Consider the following 21,453-nt stretch of genomic DNA (forward strand, 5'->3'; position numbering starts at 1 on the left):
TGCCGAAAGAATGAGCCAAACACCAACGAAGCAAGTACCTGATAGCGGAATGAATATTAATTTGGATTATAAGAAATTACTGTTCGATTTTCTTCAATATTGGTGGTTGTTTTTAATTACCATACCCTTAGCAATAGGTTCAGTTTACATGCTACATCGGTATGTTCCGGAAGTATATAGTGCACAAATTAAAATATTAATGGAGGAGCGTGGCACAGATATGCCGCAAACCAATATGATGGAAGGATTTGGACTTACCCCTGAAATGAGGAGTGTAGATAATCAAATTGCTTTATTAACCTCATGGGATATGGTTTATGAAGCCATTAATAATTTAGATTTTAATGTTTCATATTTCGCACAAGGGAATGTGAAAACCACTGAGGTGTATCCTGCGTCGAACTGGAGGATTGAGTTTGATACGCTTCATGATCAGTTAATAAATACAAAGTTTTATATTGAACAACTTAATAAAAAAGAGTTTCTGCTAAAATTCACAGATAACGGTGGAGGCGTTTATAATTATTATTCTCGTGCTTCACGAGGAAGTGCTGTCAGTAACACGACTACAACCACTTATAAATTTGGAGATTGGATTGAAACCGATAATTACAAGTTTAGGGTGATGTGTAATGGCTGTAGTTTCAGCACAGGTTCAGAACAATATTTTTTATTTAATCATCCTAATGCGTTAGCAGGTAAATATGTAGGTAAGTTAAGAGCGTATAAAAAGAGTGAAACCTCAAGTATTGTTCATTTAGGGATTACTGGTGAAAATAAAGCAAAGAATATTAAGTTTTTGAACACTTTAACTCAGGTATTTATTCAGAATAATCTGGAAAAGAAAAATCAAATAGCAACCAATACAATTCATTTTATTGAGAGTCAATTGCTCACTATAAAAGACTCCTTAAGTGAAACGGGTACGGAGTTAAGTAATTTTAGAACTAAGAATAAGATTCAGGACATTGGTTCAAAGGCCGATTTCTTATTTACCCGAATGCAAGAGTTTGAACTTCAGTTGGAAGAAATTCAGATCACTAAAGAATACTATTTATACTTAAATCAATATCTCTTAAACGACACTATCGACAATAGTATTATTGCACCGGCTATTTATAAAATTGATAATCAATTGATATCTACTCAGATTCAAAATCTGATGACAATCAATTCAGAAAGGTTAGCTATTAAAAAACCATTGGGAGATACGCAGAACCCATATGCATACACTATGGACAGCCAGTTTGAATTGGCTAAAAATACTTTGATTCAGTCTATACAAAGTCAGAATGAGATACTAGAAACACAGGTTTTAAGATTAAAGAATGAGAAGTCGAAAGTAGAAGCAAACTTGTATGGTTTGCCAGATACAGAACGTAAGTTGATGGGTATTCAACGTAAATTTGAATTAAGTAACGAAGTATATACTTTTCTTCTACGAAAGCATTCGGAAGCCCAAATACAGAAGGCTTCAAACACTCCAGATCATCAAGTATTAGAAGCTGCACGAAATGGAGGTATGGTTTCTCCAAATATTCAGGGTAACTACAAAAAAGCCTTTATTATAGGTTTATTATTACCATTGTTGTTTTTAGTAATCCGTCAGTTATTAGATAAAAAAATATCTAGCATTGAGGATGTTGAAAAAATGACTTCTTACCCGGTTATAGGACAAGTATTGCATAGTTCAAGACCGGAGTATAATATAGTGAGTAGTCGCCCACAATCTTCAGTAACGGAATCGTTTAGGAGAGTGAGAACACGGCTTGAGTATCTAATTGGAGATGTGAAGTCACCTGTTATCACGATTTCTTCTTCTATACCAGGTGAGGGAAAAACCTTCTGTTCTTTAAACTTAGCGTCTGTGTTTGCCCTGTCGGGAAAGAAAACAGTACTTGTTGGATTTGATATGCGTAAACCTGGTTTGTCACGAATGTTAGACCTAACAGGCGTTGATGGTACTTCAGAATACTTGATTAACAAAGTTAACTTGGACGATATATTATTAGAGAATAATCATGGAATTGATAATCTCACCATCATATCCTCTGGGGTAAATCCACCAAATCCATCGGAGCTAATTAGTTCACCACGCACAGATCAATTGCTGAAAGAATTAAGAGAGCGATTTGATATAATTATATTAGATTCTCCTCCCATGGGAATTGTTTCTGACCCTTATTTGTTGGCTCGAAAATCAGATACTCTTGTATTTATGGCGCGTCACAATCATTCAATTAAAGATATTTTTGCACATACATTGCAACATGCTACCCATGAAGGGATTAATAATATTGGGGTATTGTTAAACGATTTGGATATTAAGAAAATGAGAAACAGAGTTACCAATGGATATGGTAGCGGTTATGGATATGGGTATAATTATAGTCAGGGCTATTACACTGAAGAATAGCCCTACTTTAGGACTACCCAATTACTCTTCCCAACTACAATTTATATAACTGCCATCTTCTTGATTTTGGGTGATGCGTAAATGGTTTGAAATCTCTTGTTTTAGCTCCTCTACATGTGAGATAACACCAACAATACGGTTTTCCTTACGCAAACCTTTAAGCGTATTAAATACCATATCTAAAGCAGCTTTATCTAAGGAACCAAATCCTTCATCTAAGAAAAAGAAATTTTGTTTAGATTGATTTTTAGACTGAATGTTATCAGATAAAGCTAAGGCCAATGCCAATGCAGCCTGAAAAGTTTGTCCTCCAGATAGAGTTTTTACATTTCTTACTTTACCACCATTAAGGTGGTCTCTTACCTCAAAGTTATTCTCTGAGTTCAGCTCAAGGCTCAAATTATGACGTGTCATTTTATAGAAACGATCGTTAGCTGCGGCACAAATATTTTGAAGATATACTGAAGATACGTAGTTTACAAAACCACTACTTTTGAATAGTTTTTTAAGTGTGTTGATGTTTTCATTACGTTGTTTTAATTGACTGTTCTCTTTTTGCAGAGCTTCTTTTTGGGCCAAGGATTTCTTTAACTCCGAAAACTGGTTTTCAAGCGTTCCTTTTAAACTAAATAATTCATTTTGCTTTTGTTTAATATTATCAAACTCATTTTTTACCAATTTGTGCTTCTCTTTATTATATTCCTTATTACCTATCTCGGTTTTATAAAGGTCGAGCTCATTTTTAAGTATCTCAGAGTTTCTGATATATTGATTGAGTTCTTCTTTGGAAGAAGTAATATCTAATTTATCAGCAAGAATTGCTTTTACATCGCTAATTGATTTAAAGGGAGAGTTTGTTACAGCCACCTGTAGCGCATTATTAATATCAGTAAGCAGTATTTCCTCTTTATTAAGCGACTTTTTATTAGTACTTAAAACAGCACTTACTTTTTCAAGTTCTAGTTTTATTTGCTCTAAATTAGTTAAGTCACGTTTATATTGGTTTTCAATATTGACAATTTCCTCCGTCATTAAGTCATACTTCTGCTGTAAGGATGCTGAATCAAAAGCTTTATGTTGATTAAGGAATTGCTCATCAATTTGTTGCTCTAAAAGTGATGCCGATTGAGAATACTTTTCAAGTTCAGTTTCTATTTTATGTAGTGCATTAACATACTTTTCTTTATTATTTGTAAGCTGTATTCTTTTGTTGTGATATTCCTTTAATAAGCTATCCTTTGCTTTAATTAGTTTTTCGTCTTGTTCAAGTTTATCTTGAGCATCATTGAGTTGTTTTATGTTTTGGTAGCTTTTATAAACTAGGGTAGCATGTTCCTTTAACTTATTCTCAATATTACATTTCTTTTCGTTAGTGCGTTCTAATTGCTTTTGCAGAATAGTTTTTTCGGATTGGATAGAGAGCATCAATTTAATAAAATCATCCAAGGCTGCTATATATTGTTCTTCTGATTCTAACGATAACTTAAGGGCTTCTAATTCTTCGCGAATATTCCCTTCTTTGATTGGGTTAGGATGCTCTATTGAGCCACACAATGGGCAATTATCCCCTTCATGAAGATGTTCTGAATAGGAGATGAGTTTTTGTTGAACTTGCATATTGTTAAACTCGTCTCTAAGTGAGTTTAACTTTACTAATCTTACATTTTTAAGTGCTTCAATATCTTTTTGCCAGTTTTCTAATGGAATGTCAAGTTTTAGATTATCAATTGCTTCTTGAGCTTTTGTTGTAGCAGATTTAAGCTCTATATTAATCGCATCATCTTCTTTTTTTAGATCAAGTATTTCCGTTTTAATCTGATTGTTTTTTGCATGCCATTCGGCAGCATTACTCAATTCATTTAAATTTGGCAATTGCTTTTTAAGTAAATCAAGTTCTCTCTCGGTGTGCTCAATATCAAGGTTAACTTTACTCAAAAGCTCTGTTGTACCTTCAACAGCTTTTTTTCCATTACTTAGTCGTTCCTTATTTGATGTTATTTGCGACTTGTATTTTTGTATTTCAATTAGCTTGAGAAATTGCTCAGTTTCTTTTTTGAGAGTATCAATTTTCTCATGTTTTTCTTTGCTTAGTTTTAATGATTCACTGGCAATTGTTTCTTTTTTGATAAGGTTAGCTTGTAGGTGAGTATCCTTATCAATACTCGAATTTAAACTGTCAATTCTGTTTTTATGTACAATGGCAGAATTAATGTTGTTTTTAAAATGCGTATTACAATATTCTATATTCTGAAGTCTTATTTTTAGTTCATCAAAAAAACTTTTACGTTTTTCAAGTTCATTGAGTTTTTCTGTACTCGCATTAAGTTTTCTGAACAGTTCATTTAGTTTATCAAACTCCTTTAAATCAACTTCAGCCTTGGTAAAACTCTTATTAATAGCTAATAATTCTTTGTTTGCCTTATCTAGTTTTTCATGTTTAAGGTTTACTCTTTCTTCGTTAACTTCTTCAAGTTGCTTTAATTGCCCCTCTGTAATTTGAAGTTTGCTGAGGTTATCCGATTCTATCCCTCTTAATTTAGGAGCTAGCTCAAACTTTTCAAGGTTAAATAAATCCTTCATCATTCTGGTTCGCTCCGTATCACCAAGTTGTAGGAAATCCTGAAATTTCCCTTGCGGGATTATTATGGTACGCTTAAAGTTATCGTAGCTTAATCCAAGTATTTTCTCAAGTTCTTCACTTGATATAGGTGTAAACTCACCATTAATATGTTGGTAAATTATACGATCAATTTTCTTTACATCTTCATGCCTTTTTGAATTTCTTTTAGCACTTACAACCGACCTGAACTTAGTATTATTATCTCCAGCCCAAAAATCAAATTCAATATACATTTGATTCGATTTAAGGTTCATCATATTGTAGTTACGATTATCGCCAGATTGTAACAAACGATCAGTTTTACCATATAAACAGAATGTAATAGCCTCTAATATGGATGATTTACCACTTCCAACACTTCCAAAAATACCGAATAACTTATCTGATGTGAGAGTTTCGAAGTTTATGGTTTGTTTGGATTGGTAAGAATACAAACCTTCAATGCTTAGTTTTATTGGAATCATATATTGCTGCTATTATTGGAGATAACTTCGTTAAATAGGTCTATTATTTCATCATTAGGTTTGTTTCCATGCACATGCTCAAAGTAATCTTTAAATAACTGAACTCTCTCTAATGTAGGATTAATAGTTTTTTGTTCTAAATCATTGTCGCTATTGGTAATATTTACCATTGGTATTAAAGTAATGATGTTCGGATGACTCTCATTTAGTAACTTTCTGTCTGCAGCCGTTAAATAAGTATCACTTTTTATCGTTAGCTCAATTAATGAATCCTGATTTGCACTCAATTGATCAACCGCATCGGTAATATTTTCGGCCTTTAAGCGGAGTAATCTTTTCCCTTTTTTCAAGGGTATATGGTTTACTTTGGCTTGCTCTCCTGCTTTTACATTTATTATTGAAACGTATTTTTGCTGATTTGCCTCTGCAAACGAATAGGATAGAGGACTGCCTGAATATACTATAGCTTGTTTGTCTGTTCCTATATTATGATTTCTATGCAAATGACCTAAAGCAACATATTGAATTTCCGGAGGGAAATTTTTTGTGTAAATAGCTTGCGCACCTCCAACATGCACAATTGGTTTTTCGTCTTCGGCTTCTTCTTTTACTTCAGAACCTTGCGGGATAACAAATAGATGGGTAGCTAAAATGTTAACCCCCTTTGAATCACAATGTGCATTGTATAAACTATTCCAATGTTCTGATAGAAAATCACGTAACTCTTGCTCTTTAGATTCTTGGTTCAAATAGGTTTTAATTCTATGCTCATTGGCATATGGAGTTGCAATAACTCTTAAGGGCTCAATACAATTGGGTATTTTAAATTCCAGAAATCCAGGCTCAGTTTTTATAAGAGATAGACCGCTCTCTAACGAAAAAGTATTTGGTTTAGAATGCGGGAATCCCATAAAAACAATACCACACTCACGTGCTAAAGAATCGGGTGATTCGATACGCTCCGGAGAATCATGGTTGCCAGATATTGCAATTACGGGTCTGTTACCATTATTAGATAAGTTTTTGAGCGTTTTAAAAAACAACTCTGTAGCCTCTGAAGCCGGGTTAAAGTTATCGAATAAATCACCGGCAATAATTATTGCATTAACATCCTCTTCGTCAGCAATAGCGCAAATTTCTGATAAAACATCTTTTTGTTCTGCTAATCGTGAGAAGTTCTCTAATTTTTTGCCAATATGCCAATCGGCAGTATGTAGAATTTTCATTTTTGAATTTCGAAGTTTCAAATTCAAAAATAGAATAAATTCAAAGAAACACCATTATCATATTTGTGTATATGGAAAAGAAAAAGGATAGGTTGGTTTTTACTTCTATATTTTAGAAGTAGACTTAAAGTATCTTTTAATAGGTCTATAATTATGTAGTTTGTCCAATTCTGCCTTTTTTTGAGCATCCGCTAATACATACTCCATGCACTTCTCGGAACAAGCATCGGAATATTTTTTAGCACATTTGGGGCATTGAATTAGTAATATATTACACCTAACATTACTACAATTAATATGAGTATTACATGCATCGCCGCATTGATGGCATTTACTAATTACATCATCTGTAATTTTTTCTGCTAATCGGTTATCAAAAACAAAGTTTTTTCCAATAAACTTATTAGGTAAATTCTGCTCTTTTATTTGTTTTGCATAGTCAATTATCCCTCCGTGTAATTGATTTACATCTTTAAAACCAAAGTTTCTTAAATAGGCACTTGTTTTTTCGCAGCGCACTCCTCCAGTACAATACAGCAATACCTTTTCGTCCTCTTTGCCTTTTAATTGATTGAGTACCATAGGTAATTCCTCACTAAAGGTTTCGGCATCTGGTAAAATAGCATTTTTAAAATGGCCAATTTCACTTTCGTAGAAGTTCCTCATATCTACAATTGTAGCACCTTTATCCATTGCATCATTCCACTCCTTGGCATTCAAGTGCTTTCCAACATTTGTAACATCATATTCGCCTTTATCTAGGTTATCTGCAACAATTTGTTTGCGTACTTTAATTTGCAACTTATAAAATGAAGATTGACTCTGCTCAACTCCAATTTTAAAAGGAATATCTTTGAATTCCTTATAGGAGTTAAGTAAATTTTTAAATGTATCTATATTATATTCGGGTATACTCATTTGAGCATTAATACCTTCTTCTGCTATATAAATTCGTCCTAAACATAAAAGTTCGTTCCATTTAATGAATAGTTCATCTCTCAAATTTTCGGGATTATCTATACTTACATATTTGTAAAAAGAAATTGTTATTCTATTAAAAGTTTCAGTCTCAATTTTATGAATGAGTTGTTCTTTGTTGAGTTTATTATAATGCATTGTAATATCTTTAAAAGATTGCAAATATAAAGATAAAAGGATATAAAAGTATGAATAGGGTGGAAATTCATAGATTAGATACTACAACTGAAGTAAATCAGTGTTAGTAGTCTAAAAAAGTATGAAAAAGTAATTTTAATTGTTAAAAAATAGATAATTACTTCTTGTTTCTTATGTGTTAGAATATCAACGAATTAGAAGCTAGTGTTTATAGGGGTGAAATGTTAAAAAACTACTGTATCCCTTTAAAATAGGCATTTTTTATGCCGTTAGATTTGGATGAGACTATAATTACTCTATATTTGTAATGCAAATTTTAGTGAATCTAGTTGTTAACCCTATTAATTTATAAGTTATCATGAACAAAGCTCAATTGATTGACGCTATCGCAGAGAATTCAGGTTTAACTAAAGCTGATGCAAAAAAAGCTTTAGACTCATTTATTAACGTAACTAGCGATGCACTTAAAGGTGGAGATAGAATTTCACTTATCGGTTTTGGATCTTTCTCAGTTTCTGAGAGAAGTGCTAGAACAGGAAGAAACCCTCAAACGGGTAAAGAAATTCAAATTGCTGCTAAAAAAGTGGTTAAATTTAAAGCTGGTAGCGAACTAAGTGACGCTGTTAACTAGTTTTCTGTTAAGAAAGAAATACAAAAGAGAGTACTATTAGTACTCTCTTTTTTTTTTCAAAATTGTAAGGGATGGCCCTATTTTATTAGGGGGCAAATCGAATTTATAAGAATTAATTATTAAATTTTGTTAGATGCCCTATAATAATTGCGGTTTCCTCATGAAGAAATGATAAATTAGCGCAAATTTTATTTTAATGCGTATTGTTACAATTTATGGATGAAAATATAAATGAGTTCTTATCGCAATATATTACAGATAATAGAAAAGAACTTTTTGATAGAGTTTTAAATGAAAGAACAAAATATATCAGCGTTGTTTTAGAGGATATATATCAAGCCCATAATGCTAGTGCTGTGTTAAGATCGTGTGATTGTTTTGGTATACAAGATGTTCATATTATTGAAAATACAAACGAATATACGGTTAGTAGAGATGTTGCTTTAGGCTCATCAAAATGGGTGACTATGCATAAATATAATGAGCATGAAAACAATACCTTGTCCGCTATTGAGAAGTTAAAGGCAGATGGGTACAGAATTGTTGCAACAACACCACATACAAACGATGTTGAGCTTTATGATTTTGATGTTACAAAAGGTAAGGCAGCATTTGTTTTTGGTACAGAATTAACAGGAATTTCAGATATTGTGAAACAAGAAGCTGATGAATTCGTAAAGATACCAATGTATGGGTTTACTGAGAGTTTTAATATTTCAGTATGTGCAGCTTTAATGTTGCAACACCTATCGCATCAAATTAGAGCTAATGATGTAAATTGGCAACTATCAGAGGCTGAGCGAGAATCAATAAAGTTTGATTGGCTGAAATCTTCAATTAAACGATCAGAAGCCATTGTTGAAGAATACAAGAGAAGAGATATTTAGTGATAAATATGTAAAAAAAAACGATATTCGTTAGATAATTGATGATTAATGTTGTAAATTATCTGGCGTAAAAATTAACCAACTTAAGGCCCTTTAGACATAAGTCTAATATATGCTTTAAAGAAAAAAAATTGCTATATGAACTGTATTATTATCGATGATGATAAGTTTTCAACTAAGGTTATAGCTGAATTTATAGAGAAATCTGGAGACCTTAACTTAGTGGGAACTTATGACAATGCTGTTGACGGAATTAATTATTTGAATGGAAAAAATTCGGACGGAATTGACTTATTGTTTTTAGATATTGAGATGCCTGATATGACAGGTATCGATTTATTAAAGACTTTAAATGTATTACCTCAGGTAATTATTTATTCTTCTAAAGAAAAGTACGCATTAGAGTCTTATGAATATAATGTAACCGATTACTTATTAAAACCAGTAAGCTATCCGCGTTTTATTAAAGCGGTAAGTAAGGCTAAAGAGAATACCGAAAAGAAAGATGATATTTCAAAAAGTAACTCTGAAATATTCATAAAAAATAACTCATCTCTAGTTCGCGTGAAATATGAAGATATTTTATGGATAGAAGCTCTAGAGAATTATGTAGTAGTAAATACATTTAAGGATAAGTTTACTATTCACTTTACAATGAAAGCTATTTCTGAAAAAATGCCTTCAGATAAGTTTGTAAGGGTGCATCGTTCTTTTATTGTTAATATAGGTAAGATTCGAGTAATAGAAGATAATTCAGTTGTTATAAAGACTGAAATGGGTTCAAAAGTAATCCCAATTGGTAAGTCGTATAAAGAACAATTAATGAATGACATTAATTTAATAACAAAATAGATTTAAAAAGCCGATTCAATTAAATGAATCGGCTTTTTACTTTTTATAACATATTGTGAAATAAGGAAATAAAAAAGGCAATCCAAATTGGATTGCCTTTCTAGTTATAGGGTATTTCTTAATAATTTATTTGTAACTGTACTCTTAATAGTTGACCATCTTGATGGTTTCCAATTGTTGAAGAATCTTCGTAGCGTCTATCTGAGAATGTGTAGGTTGTATTTAATTCAAGGGCAGGGAATGGAGACCACTCAATACCAAGCTCTAATTCTTTAACAGTATAGCTTCTAGCATCTGTCTCAAACTTTTTACCGCCATCATAATATTGAGCTCTACAAAATGGCATTAACCACCAATTGTGTTTTCTTTTACCTTTAAATTGATACATTAATTGAGCATATCCACCAATTAAATCTTGTGTGTCAATTGTATTTGTTTCAGGATCAAACTCAGGACCTTGACCAATGTTGAATTCAGATTGAAACCCAAAAGGTTGTGGGTAAACAATAAAAGTTACTGCAGCTCGCTGATCATTAAACTCATGGTTTAGGGCATTAATATCAGTGCCTTTTACTTTAATATCAGAATCACTTACATCGGTAACAGTATATTTACCTGTGTACCCTTGAATACCAGCTTCCATAAATTGTCCATTATTAAGTTGGAAAGGCCATGTGAAGCGAGCCACATAGTGGTAACTACCGTTTCCTGAGTATGTGTTAGCTCTTTGACCATTATACATACCAAAACCTAGGTTACCATAGTCTCCTGATCCTTTTAAACCCATCTTTTTTAGGGCTGGGAAGATTGCTCTATTCTTTGTAGACGTCCAATAAACAAAGGCACCCATATCACGCTCATCTTTAACCGCACTATTTAAAGGGTCATTTCTATCAAGACCTAAACGGTATTGTGATGATTGTAGGTTTTCAAATCCATAAGGGATTTTACTTTGTCCGGCTCTAATTCTCCATGTTTCATCCTTAGTAAGGTAGATATCTGCGTAAGCATCACGCAATTGACCTAGGTTTTTACCATCAGAAGCAAAATCTGATTGAAGGTAAAAATAAACTCTTTCATGTATTCTACCAGTTACTTTTAAGCGCATTCGACGTAACGAGAAACCGGTGTTGCCACCATACGTTCTGTCACATTGAGGACATGTTAGGTCCACATTTGATTGGTAGAAATCATTGTTTCTTAATTGCATGTAACCTGAGATCTTAATACGTTCATTCCATTCTTTAGGAACAATCATATCGTTAAGGTTAACATCTTTTGTTTCGGGTAGGGCGTACTCTGATTTTTTGTTGAGTTCAATGCCTTCTTGACCGAAAGCAAATACGGATACTAGCGTGACAAGTATTGTCACAAATAATTGTTTTTTCATTTTAGGAATTTTCCTGATGTGTAATTTCGATTAATTGACCTAATTAATTAATAGGACTTGTACCGGTTAGTACAATTGGTTACTCTGAAATGTGTTAAAATAGATGTGGATATACCCTCCCAAGAATATCCACATCTACTTGGAATTATTTTTTATAATTTACAAGATCACGTTGTGATTTTACAAGGTTGTTCACGTGTAAAATCATATTCTGAGTTTCGTGCAATATGTTAAGATATAACATACTATTTTTTGTTCCTGACTTTTCTTTTCTGATGCGTTTTAACTGTTTCTTACGCATTTCTCTTAAGTCTTCAATTTTGAGCTGAATTGCTTCAGTAAAGTCATTTAAATCCTCATAATCATCGTTATTGATTATGTTGATTGCTCTTTTTAGAAGATCCTTAATGCTTTCAGTTAACTCGTTAAGGTCTTTAAACTGCTCTTCAGAAAATACTGAATGATTGTTATCGATGTGATTATAAAGAGGTGTTACAATAAATGTAATGGCATGTGCCGTTTCTCTTAAATAATCAATTACCTGTACATAATAAAGACTAGAATCGATTTCATTATCCTGCAGTTTTTTAACTGTTTGGTAAATATTATCTTTTACTTTCTTTATTTTTTTGTTCGAGTTATTAACTTTTTTCTTCTTTTCTCTAAGTTCTTTTCTATCCTCATTTTCAAAATCCTTAAATGTTTTAACATAGATATTAAGGATTTTATTTAGAGATGTTGTAACGGTAGTCTTACATGTATCAAGTATTTTATCCGCTTCAATAGGTCCATCTATTTCTTCAATTTCAAATTCTGATACTTCAGTAGTTTTTGCTGTGCTCTTTTTTGAAATTAGATGTGTTCGGTACATAATGTATCCAGCTACAACAATAAGCGCAAAGATTGCAAAAACACCACCAAGATTTATAATGTTAGCAATAATGAATGCCACAGTAAATGCCGAGAAAGCAGTAAAGAACCAACCTCCAATTACAGATAATACCCCAGTAACTCTATATACAGCACTTTCACGTCCCCATGCACCATCTGTTAAAGATGTACCCATAGCTACCATAAATGTAACGTATGTTGTTGATAATGGTAGTTTGTAAGAAGTTGCCATTGCAATTAATATACTTGCAACAACAAGGTTTACTGTTGCCCTGATCATATCAAAAGCAGGTGCATCTTTCCCTAATGCAATACGCTGTTCTTCGTATTTTGTTGAGTCAAATTGCTTCGCAATAAAGTTACTTATTGGTTTTGGGATAATTGTGTTGATAGAATTTGATGCATTAATTGATGATCGAACAATTGAACGAGCAAAAAACGATGAGCCAAATCTTTCATCACCTTCTTGTTGACGGCTAAGATCTAACGAAGTTTTAACAACTGCTTTAGCTTTTTTAGAGGTCCAAAGTGTAATCACCATTATAATACCTGCAATTACCAATAAATAGGTATCAGTTGCTACTTTTCCGGCTAGGGCAGACATTTTAAAAGTTGTTGGGTCTACATTGCCTGCAGCTTTATAGAAGCCGTATGATTCTAAACCAGCTAACGGAACCCCAATGAAGTTAACCAAGTCGTTACCAGCAAAGGCCATTGCAAGTGCAAATGTTCCTACCAATACAGTAAACTTTAATATATCTAATTTAAATAAAGCTCTGAATATTTGTAACAATACGGTCCAAGCTACAAAAGAAACACCAATGATAATTAAAGCATTATTGTTAATCCATTCCTTTGTGTCAGAAGTCATGAAAGAAGCGCCTTTTGCTCCTTTAATAAGTATAAAGTATGTAATTGCAGTAATTGCAACACCTCCCCATACAGCACCAATATACTTAAGTCGGTTTTGATAATTAAATGAGAATATTAAACGGGTAATGTACTGAACAATAGCTCCAACACTGAAGGCTACAATTACAGATAATAATATTCCACTAATAATAGCAAGGGCTTTTGCTGTGTTTATATATTCGCTTAGTGATGTACTCGGATCATTTGAAACTTTAATAATAGCCAATGCAATAGCTGCACCTAATAGTTCAAAAACTATCGATACAGTGGTTGACGTTGGCATACCAAAGGTGTTGAAGAGATCAAGAAGTAAAACATCGGTAAGCATAACCGCTAAAAAGATATACATGATATCACTAAAAGCGAATAGGTTTGGGTTAAAAATTCCTTTTCGGGCTACTTCCATCATTCCACTCGAAGTAGTTGCACCTACCAGTATACCTACAGCTGCAACAATCATAATTACTTTAAATGAAGCTGCTTTAGATCCTATAGCAGAATTCAAGAAGTTTACAGCGTCATTACTAACACCTACAACCAAATCAGAAATGGCGAGTGCGAAGAGCACCACTACCATAATTAAATAAATATTGTCCATTAAAATTAAGTTAATATTGTTTTAATTTTGCGTTGCAAACATATTGTAAAGCGCAACTAGTTATGTTTTTTATATATTATTTAAATGTTAATTCAATGTTAATATTCAATTGGCAATCTATGATATTCTGTTCAAGATTACAAAAATATATGGTGAGATTTTTTGATTATACTTGTATCATTAGATGATTTGATAATGTACAAGTTAACACATTATCTGATCTAAGTGCTTTAAGGGGATATTAAGCTTTGTGGATTAATTCAAATTAAAGTTTAACGATATCTTGCACCAAAATTTAAGTTTTAACGTACCTTTGTTTTAACAAAACCGAATATTTAATAAAGCTGACGTGTATTAGTTCGGCTTAAATTATTAGCACAAATCAATGTCGTTAAATTTTTTATCAGACGGAATTATAGTTGGATTTTTAGCTTCAGTTTCACTCGGACCAATAGGTGTTCTTTGTATTCAGCGTACTCTTAATAAGGGAAAATTATCTGGATTTATTTCAGGCTTAGGTGCCGTAGTTAGCGATACTATATATGCAATTATAGCAAGTTTTAGTATTTCTTATATATTAGGTTTTGTTACAAAGTATGAGTTATTCATACAGATATTTGGAGCTCTTGTTTTGATAGGCTTAGGCATTAGCATTTTTATGAGTAATCCGGCCGTGGAATTACGAAAACAGAAAAAAGTGAAGAGTTCTTTATTTCAGGACTTTATTTCCACTTTTTTTCTAACAATATCAAATCCGCTAGCCATAGGCCTATTTTTGGCATGGTTTGCATTTTTTGAAGTGGTGAAAGAAGATGGTGGATTGCCAGAACATGTAATGTTAATTGGCGGGGTGTTTTTAGGAGCTACTATATGGTGGTTTATGCTGACGTCGGTTATTAATCTTTTTCGTTCAAAAATTAACTTAAGAAGACTTTGGTGGTTAAATAAAATTGCAGGAGCCGCAATTGTTGTATTGGTAATTGTTGCATTTTCTGTTTTTATGATGAATAAAGCTTAGAGTTTATTTTCTATATTAGAACGGAGAGTTTTCTTCTTTAGACATATGTTTGAACGACAATCTATCCAATAGTCTTGGCATACATTTTTTCAGAAATACGGTAAGTTTTCCTTCTAGAAAGGTTAGTACAATAGTTTCCTTCCTTTTCTTGATAGCTTTAATAATTGAAATAGCAACTTCTTCGGCACTCATCATTTTACTCTCTTTACGAGGAGTGGATCCCTGTTGACTTCCATTATTAGTTAATGCGGTTTTTCTGATATTTGAAGCAGTAAAGCCTGGAGCTGCAATTAATACATGTAATCCCGTTTTAAGATTTTCTACTCTAATTGTTTCTAATAAACCATGCATGGCAAACTTACTTGCAGAGTATCCAGTTCTTCCAGGTAAGCCAATATAGCCAGCAATTGAAGATATGCCTGTAATAGATCCTTTTGATTCTAATAAATATGGTAGAGCATATTTACAGCAGTAAGCCGTTCCCCAAAAATTTACATCCATCAATTGCTTTAATACATCTATCTCTACATCTTTAAAAAGTGCTCGCATTGAAATACCAGCATTATTTATCAGTATGTCAATTTTACCAAAGGCAGATACAGTAGCGTCGATTAGGTGTTTGCAATCATTCTCTATACTTACATCAGTAGTTACAACAATATTATCACATCCAATTGAAGTTAATTCTTCGGAAATAGTAGCCAATTTCTGCGACGATCGAGCTGCTAGAGCAACCTTAGCACCTTGTTTAGCAAACTCTTTAGCGAGAGCTAGGCCTATACCTGAAGAGGCTCCAGTAATTATAACAACTTTGTTCTTCATGAATTCTTTGGTGACGCTATTTTTAAAGTTAAACATATGCTTAACGCAAAAGTAGAAAATGAAGTTTTAAATCCTATAAAAAATTATGGAATAAAAACGGATTTTTAAGTCTTTTTTACATTGGTTGTTTTGTAATCAGTAAAAATCTACCTTACTTTGTAAACTTAATGATTATTGAAAATAAATAAAATAAGATATGGAAATTACAAGAAATAGTTTCGTAAAGCTTACATACGCTCTACGTACAAACGCTGCAGATGGAGAGTTAGTAGAAGAAACAACTCCAGAAAATGCTTTAGAATTTGTTTTCGGAACAGGAAAAATGCTTCCTATGTTTGAAGAGAAATTAGAGGGTTTAACTGCTGGTTCTGAATATAATTTTGAGATTCCTAGTGCTGCTGGTTACGGAGAAATTAATGAAGAAGCAAAAGTTGATATTCCAAAGAATATATTTGAGGTAGAAGGAGCAATTGACGAAGACTTAATTAAAGTTGGAAATGTTGTTCCTATGCAAGATGCTCAGGGAAATCGTTTAAATGGTATCGTATTAGAGATTACTGACGAAACTGTAAAAATGGATTTTAATCATCCTTTAGCTGGAGATGATTTATTTTTCTCAGGATCTGTATTAGAAGTTCGTGAAGCTACAGAGAGTGAATTAGTTGCTGCTGTCGGTGGTGGCGGTTGTGGTTCAGGATGTGGTTGTGGAGATACTGCCGGTGGTGGTTGTGATACAGCATCTTGTGGATCTGATGGTTCAGGTTCAGGCGGTTGTGGATGTTCATAATTCATACATAAAATGATATAAAAAAAGGGTGCTTATGCACTCTTTTTTTGTTTATAGTAAGCTAATGTCTCTTACTTAGGGGTAATCCCAAATTCTTTTCTATTTTTGTGACATTAATCATATACAGTAGTTATACTGATACAAATTATTAAAAGAAATAACTGATGGCCGGAAATTCATTTGGACAATTTTTTAAACTCACTTCTTTTGGTGAGTCTCATGGAAAAGCTGTAGGTGGTGTTATAGAAGGTGTGAAGCCTGGAATCGATATTGATCTTGATTTTATTCAAGCAGAATTAAATCGACGCAGACCAGGGCAGAGTGCGATTACTACACCTAGGGATGAAAAAGATAAAGTAGAAATTCTTTCCGGTATATTAGATGGCAAAGCAACCGGAACTCCAATAGGTTTTGTTATCTGGAATGCGGATCAACGCTCTAAGGATTATGGAAATATAAAAGATGTATACCGTCCTTCTCATGCAGATTATACTTACCAGCAGAAATATGGAATAAGAGACCACCGTGGTGGAGGTAGATCTTCTGCACGTGAAACCATTGCACGAGTTGTTGCTGGTGCAATAGCTAAATTGGTTCTAAAAAGTTATGATGTTGAAATATCAGCATATACATCTCAGGTAGGTACATTAAAACTTGAGAAACCATATACAGAACTTGATTTATCTAAAACTGAGGATAATATTGTGCGATGCCCTGATGCGGAGGTTGCAGAGCAAATGATTGAGTATATTGATAAAGTACGACAAGATAAGGATTCTGTTGGTGGAGTAATTAGTTGTGTAATTAAGAATTCACCAGTTGGACTTGGAGAACCTGTTTTTGATAAATTTCATGCAGAAATGGGTAAAGTTATGCTAGGAATTAATGCTGTAAAGGGTTTTGATTACGGGATGGGTTTCAAGGCTGCTGAAATGAAAGGGTCACAGCATAATGATGAGTTTATTATGGATGGTGACGAGGTAAGAACTAAAACAAACCGTTCAGGAGGAGTTCAAGGTGGAATTACCAATGGTGAAGATATCTATATGAATGTTGCTTTTAAGCCAATTGCAACAATCTTAAAAGAACAAAATACTGTGAATAAACAAGGAGAGGAGATTGTGTCTACGGTTAAGGGAAGACATGATCCGTGTGTATTGCCACGTGCTGTGCCAATAGTTGAAGCTATGGCAGCTATGGTAATGGTTGATATGATTTATCTCAATAAGATGTATCAATAATTAATTTATTATACTTTTGCAAAGCCTACTTTATAGTAGGCTTTTTTCATTATAATTATTCATCTTCTAATTTGTTTAAATGCTAAAAAGTATTCCTCTATATATTAAAATTATTGTTGCACTCATTTTCGGAATTATATGGGCTGTTTTGTCAAGCTACATGGGGTGGAGTTCTTTTACCAATAACTGGATTTCTCCTTGGGGAGATATTTTTATTGCATTATTAAAATTAATAGCCATTCCGTTAATATTGTTCTCAGTAATTGGTGGTATTGTTGGCCTTGGAAATCCCAAGGATTTAGGAAAAATGGGGGTGAAGACTCTCGGTTTTTATTTAATTACTACAATAACTGCAGTGTCAGTAGGTTTGATATTAGTTAATGTATTTTCACCAGGAAAAACCTTATCAGAAGACGTTAGAGTAGAAAATAGAATTGCTTATGAAGGGTGGGCCAATGAAAATGGAATTGAAATAATAGAGAATAAATCTTTAGTGAATAATGAGGTTTATAAAGCATATTTGCTTGATAAAAGGCAAGTGGAAAATTCCATAGATAAAGAGTTAGATGAAAAATTTAAGAATCGTCTTAATGAAGAATCAGGTCCTCTTCAACCATTGGTAGATATCATCCCAGTTAATATATTTAATTCCTTATCTGGGAATGGATCTATGCTGCAAATCATCTTTTTTGCCATATTTTTTGGTGTGGCCTTATTGTACATTGATAAGGAAAAAGCGAAACCTGTAATTAGTTTAGTAGAGGGGGTAACAGAAGCATTTGTTAAAATGATTGACTTCGTAATGAAAGCATCTCCTCTTTTTGTTTTTGCACTAATGGCAGGTGTTGTAAATGATATTGCTGGCGATGATCCATCAAAAGTTTTAGAGTTATTCAAAGGTTTAACATGGTATTCATTAACCGTGTCAGGAGGTTTATTTATTATGGCCTTTATTCTTTATCCAAGCTTGTTAAAACTACTAAGGGGCTCATTCAAGTTTAAAGATTTCTTTGTTGGTATTAGTCCTGCGCAAGCCTTAGCATTTTCAACAAGTTCAAGTGCGGCCACCTTACCAGTCACATTAGAGTGTGTAGAAGATAACTTGAAAGTGGATAAAAGAACAGCAAGTTTTGTTTTACCCATTGGTGCTACTATTAATATGGATGGAACAAGCCTGTATCAGGCGGTTGCAGTAATATTTTTAGCCCAAATTCATATGATTGATTTAAGCTTGGGACAGCAAATGGCGGTTGTGCTAACAGCAACTTTGGCAAGTATTGGCTCAGCTGCAATACCTAGTGCTGGATTGGTAATGCTTATGGTTGTGCTTGAGTCAGTAGGGCTAAATCCTGCTTGGATTGCTATAATATTACCTGTGGACCGTATTCTTGATATGATGCGTACAGTGGTTAATGTTACAGGGGATGCAACAGTTTGCTTGCTTGTTGATAATAAAAAAGCTCCTTCTCCAAATTAGGAGAAAGAGCTTGATGTTTTATCGAGTCTTTAGGTTTTATAAAAGTGATTTTACAACTTCTAAAGTTTTATCAAAATTAGGCTCATCAGTTATCTCTGATACATACTCAACGTATTTTACAACACCATCTTTATCTACAACCACACCACCTCTAGCTAGTAAACGTAGTTCCTCTACAACAAAACCATATTTAGCACCAAAATCTAAATCTTTATGATCAGACAGAGTGATAATGTTCTCTAGGCCTTCGGCACCGCAAAATCTTGATTGTGCAAATGGTAAATCGCATGAAATAGAAAGTACTACTGTATCTTCTAATTCGTTTGCGGCAACATTAAATTTGCGATTTTGAGCAGCACAAACTCCTGTATCAATAGATGGGTATACAGTTAATACAACTACTTTCCCTTTATAATCTGATAATTTAGCAGGTGTTAAGTCCCCTTTTAATACAGTAAAATCTGGAGCTACATCGCCTACTTTTATTTCGTTTCCAACTAAAGTTACCGGGTTTCCGGCAAAAGTTACGTCAATATTATTCTTATTCATTTGTTTATCTTTAAGTGTTTTTATCTAAACAGCACAATGCAAAAAATGTTGTTGCTACTGCAAATATTATTTTAACAGGATTGAAAAATTTATTCCTTATCTAGGACTATGTAAAAAGTACTTCCCTTTTCAGGAGAAGAGTCTAGTTCTATTTTCCCTTTCAATAAAGTAGTAAGCCCATTGCAAATAGCTAAACCTAAACCAACTCCATCATTGGTATTAATATGAATGGTTTCATCAATAGAAAAACGGTCGAAAATCCTTTTTTTAGCTTCTTCAGAAATTCCTTTTCCATGATCAGAAACATATAGTTTATATTTGTTTTCTTCTTCAATTAAACCATATTCTACATGACCTTTTTCAGTGTATTTTACTGCATTATAAATAAGGTTTGATAATATCTGAAATATTATACTTTCATCTGATTCTAAGAGTATATTCTCATTTTGTAGTTTATAACCAATTGTGACTGTTTTGTTAACTGGTATCTGAGATAGGTGCTTTTGTCTTAATCTATCAAAAGTACTTTTAATCAGGAACGATTTTTTATGAACGTTTATCGAATTTGATTCAAGTTTAGATGCATCTACCATGTTGTTAATTATTCTGAGGAGTTTATTCCCATTATCTTTAATTAAATTTTGATAAAGGTTTTGAGTAGATTTATCGATGTTGTCATCCATTAAAATATCAGAAAACCCTATAATAGCATGCATTGGAGTTCTAATTTCATGACTCATATTGGCAAGAAAAGAAGAGATGATTTTCTCTGATCTTTTCGCTTTCTCTTTTTCATTTATGAGATGTTCTTTAATAAGGTATAGTATCGGTATCTCAATAAGTAGGAATATTATAAAAACTATAAATACATCATAAAAACGGAAAGTCATATTTGAATATCCAACTATAGTTTCAGGGTAGATTATTTCAATAATGAATAGTGCACATATATTTAACCATGCTAGAACCACAATAAGTCCTTTGTTTTTTATTTTTATAATAAATAGAAAGATGGGAAGAATAGCCTGAAATATAATTACGGTGGGTCCTAAGCTGCCACCATTTGTAAACCACACTATATTTATGGCACTAAAAACGGATAATAAAATTAATGGTTTGCATAGTCTTGAACTTGAGTTCCTTTTGCAGATTACTAATAGTGTACCATAAAAAAAAGAGAACCCTACAGTTATGTATGTAAAGCTAGGAGGTAAGTCTAGAGCAATGTTTATAAATGTAGATAATACAGAAACAGCAAAGCATATGGCTACAAAATATCTAGTCATACTATCAGTGTCTATTATGCTTAAAATATACTCCAATAGTTTAATGGGCCGTTTCTTTGGGAAACGAGTTTTTTTCTTAGGCAGCATGTTGTAATTAATGTGAGTGTGGTGCGAATATATAAAAAATGATTTAGTAAATAAACTTATGATAGATACTATTCAAATTTAATATCTATACTGACTCTAACTTGTTACAATATATGACTAATTAAATTTCAGTAATTTCTGCGTCATTAACAATATAAAAGTATATTTTTGTTGCCCTTAATT

At 32.8% G+C, this 21,453-nt stretch carries 16 protein-coding genes; 8 read left to right on the forward strand and 8 right to left on the reverse strand.

The features are described 5' to 3' along the window. Positions 1-10: 10 nt before the first annotated feature. Positions 11-2,416, forward strand: coding sequence for a polysaccharide biosynthesis tyrosine autokinase (locus QMO11_RS11200; protein WP_282037378.1), 2,406 nt, complete (start codon positions 11-13; stop codon positions 2,414-2,416). Between the two features lie 21 nt (positions 2,417-2,437). Here QMO11_RS11200 and QMO11_RS11205 read toward each other — a convergent pair whose 3' ends face one another. The 3 genes from QMO11_RS11205 to trhO all read right to left on the reverse strand — a co-directional run bounded on the left by QMO11_RS11205 (position 2,438) and on the right by trhO (position 7,842). Beyond that, the gene (locus tag QMO11_RS11205) at positions 2,438-5,500 is read right to left on the reverse strand and encodes an SbcC/MukB-like Walker B domain-containing protein (RefSeq protein ID WP_282037379.1); all 3,063 of its coding nucleotides are present in this window, start codon (positions 5,498-5,500) and stop codon (positions 2,438-2,440) included. Beyond that, positions 5,497-6,726, reverse strand: a complete 1,230-nt coding sequence (locus QMO11_RS11210) for a metallophosphoesterase family protein (RefSeq protein ID WP_282037380.1) — start codon at positions 6,724-6,726, stop codon at positions 5,497-5,499. Before QMO11_RS11210 ends, QMO11_RS11205 begins: the two co-directional genes overlap by 4 nt. 105 nt (positions 6,727-6,831) lie before the next feature. Continuing rightward, the gene (gene trhO, locus QMO11_RS11215; RefSeq protein WP_282037381.1) at positions 6,832-7,842 is read right to left on the reverse strand and encodes an oxygen-dependent tRNA uridine(34) hydroxylase TrhO; all 1,011 of its coding nucleotides are present in this window, start codon (positions 7,840-7,842) and stop codon (positions 6,832-6,834) included. 358 nt (positions 7,843-8,200) lie between these two features. Between trhO and QMO11_RS11220 the strand changes: the two genes are divergently transcribed. The 3 genes from QMO11_RS11220 (at position 8,201) to QMO11_RS11230 (ending at position 10,212) form a co-directional block, all read left to right on the forward strand. Beyond that, complete coding sequence (locus tag QMO11_RS11220; protein ID WP_068472431.1) at positions 8,201-8,473, forward strand: HU family DNA-binding protein; 273 nt, start codon at positions 8,201-8,203, stop codon at positions 8,471-8,473. Between the two features lie 215 nt (positions 8,474-8,688). Continuing rightward, positions 8,689-9,360 (forward strand): TrmH family RNA methyltransferase, encoded by a 672-nt coding sequence (locus QMO11_RS11225; RefSeq protein ID WP_282037382.1) that lies wholly within the window; start codon positions 8,689-8,691, stop codon positions 9,358-9,360. Between the two features lie 138 nt (positions 9,361-9,498). Further along, the gene (locus QMO11_RS11230) at positions 9,499-10,212 is read left to right on the forward strand and encodes a LytR/AlgR family response regulator transcription factor (RefSeq protein WP_282037383.1); all 714 of its coding nucleotides are present in this window, start codon (positions 9,499-9,501) and stop codon (positions 10,210-10,212) included. Positions 10,213-10,330: 118 nt separating this feature from the next. On the opposite strand, the gene QMO11_RS11235 is transcribed toward QMO11_RS11230, so the two are convergent. Beyond that, entirely contained in the window at positions 10,331-11,584 is a 1,254-nt protein-coding gene (locus tag QMO11_RS11235; RefSeq protein WP_282037384.1) for a porin, read from the reverse strand. A gap of 163 nt (positions 11,585-11,747) precedes the next feature. Then, the gene (locus QMO11_RS11240) at positions 11,748-14,003 is read right to left on the reverse strand and encodes an inorganic phosphate transporter (protein WP_282037385.1); all 2,256 of its coding nucleotides are present in this window, start codon (positions 14,001-14,003) and stop codon (positions 11,748-11,750) included. 385 nt (positions 14,004-14,388) lie between these two features. Here QMO11_RS11240 and QMO11_RS11245 point away from each other — a divergent pair, with 385 nt between their 5' ends. Then, a complete protein-coding gene (locus tag QMO11_RS11245; protein ID WP_068472422.1) occupies positions 14,389-15,021 on the forward strand; it encodes a LysE family translocator in 633 nt (210 codons plus the stop codon). A 15-nt stretch (positions 15,022-15,036) separates the two neighbouring features. Here QMO11_RS11245 and QMO11_RS11250 read toward each other — a convergent pair whose 3' ends face one another. Beyond that, a complete protein-coding gene (locus QMO11_RS11250) occupies positions 15,037-15,843 on the reverse strand; it encodes an SDR family oxidoreductase (RefSeq protein ID WP_282037386.1) in 807 nt (268 codons plus the stop codon). 196 nt (positions 15,844-16,039) lie between these two features. On the opposite strand from QMO11_RS11250, the gene QMO11_RS11255 reads away from it, so the two are divergent. The 3 genes from QMO11_RS11255 (at position 16,040) to QMO11_RS11265 (ending at position 19,348) form a co-directional block, all read left to right on the forward strand. Beyond that, positions 16,040-16,630, forward strand: coding sequence for an FKBP-type peptidyl-prolyl cis-trans isomerase (locus tag QMO11_RS11255; RefSeq protein ID WP_068472418.1), 591 nt, complete (start codon positions 16,040-16,042; stop codon positions 16,628-16,630). Between the two features lie 164 nt (positions 16,631-16,794). Beyond that, the gene (gene aroC, locus QMO11_RS11260) at positions 16,795-17,871 is read left to right on the forward strand and encodes a chorismate synthase (protein ID WP_282037387.1); all 1,077 of its coding nucleotides are present in this window, start codon (positions 16,795-16,797) and stop codon (positions 17,869-17,871) included. Between the two features lie 79 nt (positions 17,872-17,950). After that, positions 17,951-19,348: a dicarboxylate/amino acid:cation symporter gene (locus QMO11_RS11265; RefSeq protein ID WP_282037388.1), complete on the forward strand. Its 1,398-nt coding sequence runs from the start codon at positions 17,951-17,953 to the stop codon at positions 19,346-19,348. A 36-nt stretch (positions 19,349-19,384) separates the two neighbouring features. Here QMO11_RS11265 and tpx read toward each other — a convergent pair whose 3' ends face one another. Together tpx and QMO11_RS11275 are read right to left on the reverse strand one after the other, a co-directional pair. Then, positions 19,385-19,897: a thiol peroxidase gene (tpx, locus tag QMO11_RS11270; protein ID WP_068472414.1), complete on the reverse strand. Its 513-nt coding sequence runs from the start codon at positions 19,895-19,897 to the stop codon at positions 19,385-19,387. Between the two features lie 89 nt (positions 19,898-19,986). Then, positions 19,987-21,183, reverse strand: a complete 1,197-nt coding sequence (locus QMO11_RS11275; RefSeq protein WP_282037389.1) for a sensor histidine kinase — start codon at positions 21,181-21,183, stop codon at positions 19,987-19,989. Between the last annotated feature and the right edge of the window lie 270 nt (positions 21,184-21,453).

It is taken from the genome of Saccharicrinis aurantiacus (genome assembly GCF_947489045.1).
Taxonomy (GTDB): Bacteria; Bacteroidota; Bacteroidia; order Bacteroidales; family Marinilabiliaceae; genus Saccharicrinis; species Saccharicrinis aurantiacus.